Source organism: Verrucomicrobiia bacterium, from assembly GCA_035574275.1.
Lineage (GTDB): Bacteria > Zixibacteria > MSB-5A5 > DSPP01 > DSPP01 > DSPP01.
The window spans coordinates 1-9,022 of sequence record DATLYY010000034.1; the positions used below are offsets into that span (position 1 = coordinate 1).

Genomic DNA, 9,022 nt, shown 5'->3' on the forward strand with positions numbered 1-9,022 from the left:
AAAGAAACAAAAAAAGGAAAGGCGTAGGGGCAGCCCCAACGGCCTGCCCCTCCCTCTCCTGCAATGACCTGACTTTCCCTGTTCCCCCTCTCCGTATCGGAGAGGGGGTCAGGGGGTGAGGTGTTTTAAAAATCCCCCCAATCCCCCCGTTATACCTCCGCCCAAAATTTCCAAATTCACAATCAACTTAGTTGCAAATTTGCCCTTCCAAAACGGCTGGAATGGCAAAATGCTACCGGTTTTTGCGCAGGCCATACTGGTCGATTTTGCGGTAGAGGGTCCGTTCGCCGATCCCCAAAAGCCGGGCGGCTTTTTTGCGGTTCCCTTCCACCTCCCGCAGGGCTTGGCGGATGGTCTCCTTTTCCATCTCCTCCAGGGTGGGGGTTGCGGCGGCAACTTCCGCCTCCGGGGAGATTTCCCCCGGGACGGGGTGCTCGTAGCGCCATTGGGCGGGGCCGCGGGCCAAAACGATTTCCTTCAACTCCCGCACCTCCTTGGAGAGCTGAACCAAGGCCTGAAAAACCAGTTCCCGCTCGGCCGTCTCCACCGTTTTGCCCGTGGCAACGGGGAAGCGGCGCTCCTCTCCCGTGCGGGAAAGCTGCTCGCGGACCTCCTCGGCGGTTATCGTCCGGTTGGGAGTCAAAAGGGCGCGGCTTTCGATAAAGTTCTTTAATTCGCGGATGTTTCCCGGCCAGAGCGCGCGCGAAAGCTCTTCGAGCGCCCCTTCGGAGATTTCGGTTTTCAACTGCGGATTGGATTTTTTCAACTGGTTTAAAAAATGAAAAGCGAGGAGCGGAATATCCTCCCGGCGTTCCCGCAGGGGGGGCAGCTCGATTTTCACCACCCCCAAGCGGTAGTACAAATCGGCGCGGAAGCGCCCCTCCGCCACGGCGGTCGATAAGTCCCGGTTGGTTGCGGCCAGGACGCGGACATCCACTTTGATAAGCTCCTTGCCGCCGACCCGGAAAAAGGCCTTTTCTTCAAGAACTCGCAAAAGCTTGACCTGTGTGGCGGCGGAGATTTCGCCGATTTCGTCCAGAAAAATGGTGCCGCCGGCGGCCAACTCGAAAACCCCTTTTTTCTGGACCACCGCGCCGGTGAAGGCCCCCCGCTCGTGGCCGAAAAGCTCCGATTCCAAAACCCCCTCGGCAAAGGCCCCGCAGTTGACGGCCAAAAAGGGCTTTCCGGCACGGGGGGAGTTTTCGGCAATCGATTTGGCCACGAGCTCCTTGCCGGAACCGGATTCGCCGGTGATGAGCACGGTCAAGTCGGTCGGACCAATGGCCAAAATTTCGAGGGCAACTTTTTTCAGCGCGCGGGAGCGGCCGACGATGCCGGCTTGGTTCAGAACGGATTGGATTTTAAGGGATTCTTCGAGCAAAGCAATCAGTTCTTCCCCAGACCCCTCTTTGGGGAAGGCCTCGACGGACTGGAAGAAAAGCCCCTTTTGAAAACCGGCGAGCTCCGAACCCGGCGCCACGGCAATCAAGATGAGGCCCGGCTCCCGCTGCAGGATTCGTTTGACAAGCCGTTCGGGGTCGAGGTCGGCCACCAAAGTATCAAAAACAACAGCGGCGAATTTTTCCGATTTCAAAGCTCCCAAAGCCTCGGCGGCCTTCGAAACGGAAACGAATTCCCAATCGGGGGGATGGGGGGCGGAAGTCAACTTTTCGCGCAACTCCGAAGATGGCGAAACGATTAAGAATTTCATCGGCGGCGTTTTTTCTGTTTTTTTCCGGTTTTTTCCATTTCCCAGTCGGGAACCAAATCGATGCGGCCCGCTTCCCGGTCCACCCGCACCACCCAGACTGAAATTTTGTCCCCCAAGTGAATCGATTTTTTGGTCTTGCGCCCCACCAGCCGGTGGCCCCGCTCGTCCAGAACGTAGTAATCGTCGGTCAAATCCCTAAGCCGGATCATCCCCTCCACCCCCATGTCGCCGAGCCGGACGAAGATGCCGAAGTTGGTGACGCCGGAGACGACTCCCGAGTAATGCTCCCCCACTTTGTCCTGCATGAACTCGAGCTGTTTCACTTTGACCGCCTCCCGTTCCAGCTCGTCGGCGGTCCGCTCGGTGGCGGAGCAGTGGGCCCCCAAGCGGCGGGCCTGCGTTCGGTAATGCTCAAACCGTGCGTGGGAGAGCCTGCCGGTCTGGTATTCGTTCACCACCCGGTGAACCAAAAGGTCGGGATACCGCCTGATCGGCGAGGTGAAATGCAGGTAACGGTCGAAAGCCAGCCCAAAATGGCCGATGTTCTCATCCTGATAGACCGCTTTTTTCAAGGAGCGGAGCAAAATTTCGTTAATCAGCTCCACTTCCGGCCTGCCGGCTACGACCTGGAGCACGTGGGCCAGCCGAAGCGGGGTGATGGGACCCTTGTGGGAGAATTTGTGCCCGAGCTCGGCAAGGATGGAAAAGAACGCCTCGATTTTTTCCTCGTCCGGCGGGCCGTGGACGCGGTAGAGAACGGGAATGTTGAGGCCGGAGGCGAAGCGGGCCACCGTCTGGTTGGCCAAAAGCATGAACTCCTCCACCAGCCGGTGGGAATCGAGCCGGACGGAGCGCTTTAAATCAATCACCCGTCCCTGGTCGTCAAGAATGATTTCGTCCTCGGGCAAATCAAAATCCAGACTCCCCTTCTTCATCCGGTTTTGCAGGAGGATTTTAGAAAGCTGGAGCATATTCTCGAGCGGCTCGACGAATTTGGAAAGTCTTTTTCGGGCCGCGCCGCCGTCGAAAATTTCCTGCACCTCTTCATACGTGAGCTTGGCGGCGGAGTGGATCACCGCGCGGCCGATTTCGTAGCTTTTCACAATCCCCTCGGGGGTCAGCTCCATCATGCAGGAGTAGGCCAGCCGATCCTTTCTCGGCAAAAGGGAGCAGAGGTTGGAGGAGAGGGCATGGGGAAGCATCGGGATCACCCGGCCCGGCAGATAGACCGAGTTCCCCCGCTTGATCGCCTCTTTATCAATGGCCGTCCCCTCGCGGACGTAGTGGGAGACGTCGGCGATGTGCACCCCCAAAAGCCAGTTCTTGTTGGGGAGCTTTTCCAAACTGACGGCGTCGTCGTGATCTTTGGCGTCGATCGGGTCAATCGTGAAGGTTGTTTTTTTGCGGAAATCCCAGCGGCCCTTCAACTCCTCCGGGCCGACTTTCTCCGGCAACGAAGTCAGCTCCCGCTGGACTTCGCGAGGGAATTCGACCGGAATTCGATAAGAAAAAACAAGCCCCTGAATCACCGCCTCCGAGCTGGTGGAATCACCAAGCACCTCGAAAATCTCCCCTTCGAGACCCCAGACACCGGGCTTATGGGGAAGGAGTTTAACCACCACTTTTTGCCTTGATTTTGCTCCTTTGGTCTTTTCTTTTGGGATGTAGATTTCCCAGCGTTCCCCCAAGCCGTCCGGGATGACGTAATTGGCTCGGTTGGTGGGGTGGAACGTGCCGACTAATTGGTCGGTTTGGCGTTCGAGGACCCGGAGGACTTCTCCCTCCCGTTTCATCTCTCCCCAGGCAGGGCGCAAAAGCCGGACTTCCACCCTGTCCCCGGGCAAAAGCAGCCCGCCGGCCCGGTCACGGGCTATGAAGATTTCATCCGAACCATCCTCTGGTTGTACGAAACCAAAACCGGCGCGTGAAGGGGTGTAAGTTCCAATAATTGACTCCTGCCTTTCTGACAGAAAGAGCTTTCCCCGGCGGGCATCCAAAATGGCAGTGTTGCGAAGCGACTTGACCAGCCGGCGGAACTGCGAGTACTGTCCTTCCGGGATGGAAAGGCGCCGGGCGAGCTCACGAATGCGTGGGGCGTGGGAATTCTCTTTGAGCACCGTTTTTATCTTTTCGACCAGCTCTTCCTTGCTTAACAACTTGCTCATGGCGGCTGACAAAATGACAGGCAGCGATGTTTTTGTCAAGTTTTTAGATGCGGACCAGCTTGTCGGAGTGTATAAGCTTGGTGAGAGTCGGTGTCCGTTTAAAAAATCGGTCTAAATTCGGCCGTATTTGGGGTCGATACTATGAAAGGATACCGTAATAGTCCTTTCTTAATCCCCAAAACCAAGGAGCAAAAGATGAGACCGCAAGCTTTTCTTTCAGCCGTTTTCATTTGGCTTCTGGCCGCCCCCGTTTGGGGGGAGCTTTTTGCCCCGCGGGAGCCCCACCGGGTGGGAGGGAATCCCTTTTCAGTGGCTGCCGCAGATTTGGACCAAGACGGGGATTGTGATTTGGTCTTAGCCGGGGGTTTGTTCGTTTCCGTTTTGAAAAACAACGGGGACGGGAGTTTTGCCCCGAAGGCAGACTTTGGTGCCGGTACCAATCCGGTATTTATCGTTGCTGCCGATTTGGACCAAGACGGAGATTTGGATTTGGCAGCGGCCGATTACATCAACACTGCCGTTTTGGTTTTCAAAAACAACGGCGACGGCACATTTGAATCCCTTTTCCGCTATGCCACCAACGGCAACCCGTTTTCCGTTTTTGCCGGCGATTTGGACGGGGACGGAGACTTGGATTTGGCAGCAGCGAATTTTTCCACCAGCACGGTCTCGGTTTTCAAGAATTTGGGGAACGGGGTGTTCGGCAGTCGAGCGGATTACACCACCGGCGACCATCCCTACTGTGTAGTGGCGGCCGATTTGGACGGCGACACCGATTTGGATTTGGCTGTGGGGAACGCCAACAGCAGCAACATTTCGGTTCTAAAAAATCTGGGGAACGGGACCTTCGCTCCCAGAACCGATTATGCCAGCGGCTCCGAGCCCCTTTCCATCGCCGCCGCCGACCTGGACGCCGACGGGGATTTTGATCTGGTCTCGGCCAACGAGGGGTACAACTCCATTTCGGTTTTGAAAAACAACGGAAACGGCACGTTTGCGCCGAACGTCGATTATCCCGCCGAGGTTTTTCCCCACGCCCTTACTGCCGCTGATTTGAACGGGGACGGCCGCCCCGATGTGGCGGCGGCCAACTGGTTTTCGGGTTCCCTTTCGGTGTTTTTAAACCGGGGGGACGGGAGTTTCCATCCGCACGAAGTTTTTGCCGCCGACAGCGTCCCTTATTCGGTCTTCGCCGCCGATCTGGACGGCGACTCCGATTTGGATTTGGCCACCGCGGGGCAGGGGAGCAAAACGGTTTCGGTCCTGCGCAATTTGACCCACACGGAAAACTGCCCGTCCCGTCCCGGGGACTTGAGCGCCGACGGGCAGCTTACCTTCGCCGATTTAATTCTGCTTTTAAACTGCGCGTTCCACCGGAAAGGAGTCTGCCCCGGCTGCGTGGTCGATTTGACCTGCGACGGGACGCTTTCCCCGGGGGATGTGGCCGCCTTGCTTACGGCCATTTTTCTGGGACAGCAGCCGGGATGTTAGAAGCTCATGTTCCGTCAGGGATTTCCGCCAGCAGCTCGTCCAACTTGAGGGGACGGGTGAACATTTCGAGCTTTCCGTCCGGCGTTTTGGGCCAGCGCTCCCGCGGGCGGTCCCAATAGAGTTCAATGCCGTTGCCGTCCGGGTCGGAGAGATAGAGCGCTTCACTTACACCGTGGTCGCTGGCCCCTTGGAGCGGAATTCTGGCTTTTTGCAACCGGCGCAAAGCATCCGCCAAGGCCGCGCGGGAGGGGTAGCGGATGGCGAAATGGTACAGACCCGTGGAGCCGGGGGGCGGCGGATGGCCGCCCCGGGACTCCCAGGTGTTCAGCCCGATGTGGTGATGGTATCCTCCGGCGGAAACAAAGGCGGCTTCCTCTCCCATTTTCTGCATCAACTCAAAGCCGAGCACGCCGCAGTAAAAATCAAGGGCGCGCTCCAGATCGGCCACTTTGAGATGAACGTGGCCGATTTCCACCCGCCCGTCAACGGGACGGCTGTCTTTTTGATTTTTCACCCGGCTCCTCCTGCTACATCGTCTGCGGCGGGGCCGAAGGCTGCGGACGCGGCAAAGGGCGCAGGCTGTCGGCGGGGTGTTTCGATTCCATCGCTTTGCGGGCCTCGATGCTCCAGTTGATTACGGCCGACTTTTCCGCCGGGGAGAGCCGGTCCTCCCGGTGCATCCAGAGGTAGGGCGGCAGGGGCATTTTGTCCGCCTCGACCATTTCCTGAATTTCCTCCAGCTTGTGATACTGCCGCCGCAGGGAGTAATTGGCGAATTCATCGAAATTCAAATGGCCTTTTCCGTCGCGGATGTGGCCGGCCAGCCACCAGCCGGCCGGCTGGACCTCCGCGTACCAGGGGTATTCGGTGTTGTTGCTGTGGCAGTTGTAGCAGGAGCGGCGCAAAACCGAATCCACCCCCGCCGGGATGAGTATCTCCTGGGCGATGTTGTTTTCCGCCGGAACCAACGTGGCGTTTTTTTCCGGCCGGATGAATTGGACGGCCGCCAGCGCCGCCGCCAGAACCCAAAGGATTTTCTTGTAGAATTTCACAGCCGTCCTTTCGCTTGATTTTGGCTGGGGCGCTAGGATTCGAACCTAGGAATGCGGGATCCAAAGTCCCGTGCCTTACCAGCTTGGCTACGCCCCAAACGGGAGCAATATACATTTTTTGACGGCAGAAGGACACCCGCTGGCGCCGGATGGTTTTTGTATTTGGTGCGGGCGCACAGTACAAAAGTCAATGTGCGCCACCGAAACAGGAGGTCTCGGATTATCGGCCCAGTTTTTCCTTGAAAACCTTGGTCAGGGCTGGGAGGATTTCGAACAGGTCGCCGACGATGCCGTAGGTGGCCACGCCGAAAATGGGGGCGTCTTTATCCCGGTTGATCGCCACGATGACACTGGAGGATTGCATCCCGACTAAGTGCTGGATGGCGCCGGAGATGCCGCAGGCGAAATAGAGCTTGGGGTTCACCGTCCGCCCGGTCTGGCCGACCTGATGGGCGTAGGGAATCCAGCCGGCGTCCACCACGGCGCGGGAAGCCCCCACGGCGCCGCCGACGGCGGCGGCCAGGTCGCGAATCAGCGCAAAATTGGCCGGCTCCCGCAACCCCCGTCCGCCCGATACAATGATGTCGGCATCCCCCAGGTTCACGGTTTGGGCCTCCTCCTTCACTTTTTCCAAAACGTCGGCGCGGACGTTCAGAGCCAGCCAATCGACGACACCGGCTTTGATTTCCCCGCTTTTGGCTGCGTCCGGTTTTGCGGCCGGAAACGATTTCGGTCGGGCGGTCAAAAGGGCGGGCGTTTTTTCGATTTTTATTTTCTGGTAGATGTTGCCGCCGTAGGATGGGCGGATGACCGTGGTATTGGATTCGACTTTGGAGACGTCGGTTATCAGGGGAAGTTTAAGCTGGGCTGCCAGGCGGGGAAAGAGGGATTTGCCGGCGAAGGCGGCGGCTCCCAGAATCAAATCCGGTTTGGCTTCGGCGGCGACCTTTGCTGTGAGCGCCACGTACGCTTCGTCCACGAAGTATTTCAGCTTCGGGTCTGAAAAGGTGTAAATCGTTTTGACGCCGAGCTGGCCCAAGGTTTTGGCCGCCTCGACCGTGTTTTCACCCAAAACGACGGCGGAAATTTCGGTTGCGCCAAGGGCTTGGGCGAACGTGACAAGCTCGGCGGCTGTCAATGCAAGTTTTCCTTCCTTCTGCTCGGCAAATATCAGCGTTTTCATCTTTTTTTCTATTTTCTATTCCGCCAAGCGGATAATACCGCTTCGTACACTTCGCGCAAGGGGATGTTACGCTCGCGGGCCACCCGGGCGCAGTCCTCAAACTCCGGGGAGATTTTTTCTGCGCCGTCGGAAAAGGCCCGTTTGGCTTTCAGACGACCAAAAACCGTCTCGATTTCCAGCATTTCCCGCTCCAATTTGTGGCGGTGGGCGGTCTTGTAACGAATGCCGATGGAACCGGTTTCGGCGAAAATGGCTTGCGTTAACGAAGGTTCGTTTATCTGCAGGCACAAGACAGTCAAGAGCTGGGCCGGGCGGTTTTTTTTCATCAGAATCGGGGTGTAGTAAACGTCTAAAGCCCCCAATCCGAGCAGTTTTTCCGAGAGAAAGCCCAAAAGCTCCGGCGCCGTGTTGTCAATCTGCGTTTCCAGAACCGTAACCTCGTCGCTGGCGTACATTTTCTTCTGCTCCCCGAGCCAAAGCCGGAGCAAATTGGGGGTTTCCTTGAAGTCGGCGAAACCCGCGCCGTAGCCCGCTTTTTCGGCCTGGAAAGAAAGTTTCGGTTCGTAAGCTGCCAAGGCGGTGATGACCGCCGCGCCCGTAGGCGTAACCTGCTCTCCTTCTACTTCTGTTTGCCGCACGGGAAAACCGGAAACCAGTTCCGCCACGGCAGGTGGGGGGACCGGCATTTTCCCGTGGGCAACGGAGATGCTCCCCTTTCCCATCGGAAATGGTGATGTGTAGAATTTCTCGATGCCGAAATAATCAAAGCCGATGGCGGCGCCGGTGACATCCAGCAGGGTGTCCAGCCCCCCCACTTCGTGAAAGTGGACTTTTTCGACTTCCGTGCGGTGCACTTTGGCTTCCGCTTGGGCCAAACGCAAAAAGACGGCGTAACTTTGGACTTTCACTTTTTCGGAAAGTGAGGAATCGTCCAAAAGCTTTTTGAAGTGGCTCAAGTGGCGCTGCTTTTTTTCGTCCGGAACCTGCAATTTCATCAACGTAGCGCCGATATTTTGCCGCGCGGTCTTTTCAAGTTCCAGTTTCCAACCGGAAAGGCCGAGTTTTTTCCATTCGTTTTGAAGGTGTTCGACCGGCAGGCCCAAGTCGACGAGCGCGCCCAAAATCATATCGCCGGAGGCGCCGCCGACCAAGTCGAAGTATAAAATTTTCATCCGCGCTTTTGAGAAAGCCTTGCGGCCTGGCGGGCAAAGGTGGCGGCGGCGAACCCCGCGCCGAAGCCGTTGTCCACGTTCACCACCACCACCCCGGCGGCACAGGAGTTGAGCATCGCCAGAAGCGGTGCCAGCCCTCCGAGGTGGGTGCCGTAACCGACGGAGGTGGGAACGGCGATGACCGGTTTGTCCACGAGCCCGCCGACCACCGAGGGGAGCGCTCCTTCCATCCCGGCCACTACAATCAG

General features: G+C 57.7%; 8 protein-coding genes and 1 tRNA gene. 1 reads left to right on the forward strand and 8 read right to left on the reverse strand.

Annotation, left to right across the window (positions count from 1 at the left end):
- Nucleotides 1-232: 232 nt before the first annotated feature.
- Together VNL73_05555 and rnr are read right to left on the reverse strand one after the other, a co-directional pair.
- Nucleotides 233-1,711 (reverse strand): sigma-54 dependent transcriptional regulator, encoded by a 1,479-nt coding sequence (locus VNL73_05555; GenBank protein ID HXF48875.1) that lies wholly within the window; start codon nt 1,709-1,711, stop codon nt 233-235.
- Complete coding sequence (gene rnr, locus VNL73_05560) at nt 1,708-3,876, reverse strand: ribonuclease R (GenBank protein ID HXF48876.1); 2,169 nt, start codon at nt 3,874-3,876, stop codon at nt 1,708-1,710. Before rnr ends, VNL73_05555 begins: the two co-directional genes overlap by 4 nt.
- Nucleotides 3,877-4,071: 195 nt before the next feature.
- Here rnr and VNL73_05565 point away from each other — a divergent pair, with 195 nt between their 5' ends.
- Nucleotides 4,072-5,367 (forward strand): VCBS repeat-containing protein, encoded by a 1,296-nt coding sequence (locus VNL73_05565; GenBank protein HXF48877.1) that lies wholly within the window; start codon nt 4,072-4,074, stop codon nt 5,365-5,367.
- A 4-nt stretch (nt 5,368-5,371) separates the two neighbouring features.
- Here VNL73_05565 and VNL73_05570 read toward each other — a convergent pair whose 3' ends face one another.
- From VNL73_05570 to VNL73_05595, 6 genes are all read right to left on the reverse strand, one after another.
- Nucleotides 5,372-5,881: a VOC family protein gene (locus tag VNL73_05570; protein HXF48878.1), complete on the reverse strand. Its 510-nt coding sequence runs from the start codon at nt 5,879-5,881 to the stop codon at nt 5,372-5,374.
- A gap of 13 nt (nt 5,882-5,894) precedes the next feature.
- The gene (locus tag VNL73_05575; GenBank protein HXF48879.1) at nt 5,895-6,419 is read right to left on the reverse strand and encodes a heme-binding domain-containing protein; all 525 of its coding nucleotides are present in this window, start codon (nt 6,417-6,419) and stop codon (nt 5,895-5,897) included.
- 21 nt (nt 6,420-6,440) lie between these two features.
- Nucleotides 6,441-6,516: transfer RNA gene (locus VNL73_05580), tRNA-Gln, on the reverse strand.
- Nucleotides 6,517-6,639: 123 nt separating this feature from the next.
- Nucleotides 6,640-7,602: an electron transfer flavoprotein subunit alpha/FixB family protein gene (locus VNL73_05585; protein HXF48880.1), complete on the reverse strand. Its 963-nt coding sequence runs from the start codon at nt 7,600-7,602 to the stop codon at nt 6,640-6,642.
- A gap of 8 nt (nt 7,603-7,610) precedes the next feature.
- The gene (gene larC, locus VNL73_05590) at nt 7,611-8,774 is read right to left on the reverse strand and encodes a nickel pincer cofactor biosynthesis protein LarC (GenBank protein HXF48881.1); all 1,164 of its coding nucleotides are present in this window, start codon (nt 8,772-8,774) and stop codon (nt 7,611-7,613) included.
- Nucleotides 8,771-9,022, reverse strand: a 252-nt coding sequence (locus VNL73_05595) for an AIR carboxylase family protein (GenBank protein ID HXF48882.1), incomplete at its 5' end; no start/stop codon positions are given. The genes VNL73_05595 and larC, both read right to left, overlap by 4 nt.

Excerpts from the sequence above, each read along its gene's own strand:
- VNL73_05555 (HXF48875.1), bottom strand. The coding sequence starts at position 1,711 with ATGAAATTCTTAATCGTTTCGCCATCTTCGGAGTTGCGCGAAAAGTTG.
- rnr (HXF48876.1), bottom strand. The coding sequence starts at position 3,876 with ATGAGCAAGTTGTTAAGCAAGGAAGAGCTGGTCGAAAAGATAAAAACG.
- VNL73_05565 (HXF48877.1), top strand. The coding sequence starts at position 4,072 with ATGAGACCGCAAGCTTTTCTTTCAGCCGTTTTCATTTGGCTTCTGGCC.
- VNL73_05585 (HXF48880.1), bottom strand. The coding sequence starts at position 7,602 with ATGAAAACGCTGATATTTGCCGAGCAGAAGGAAGGAAAACTTGCATTG.
- larC (HXF48881.1), bottom strand. The coding sequence starts at position 8,774 with ATGAAAATTTTATACTTCGACTTGGTCGGCGGCGCCTCCGGCGATATG.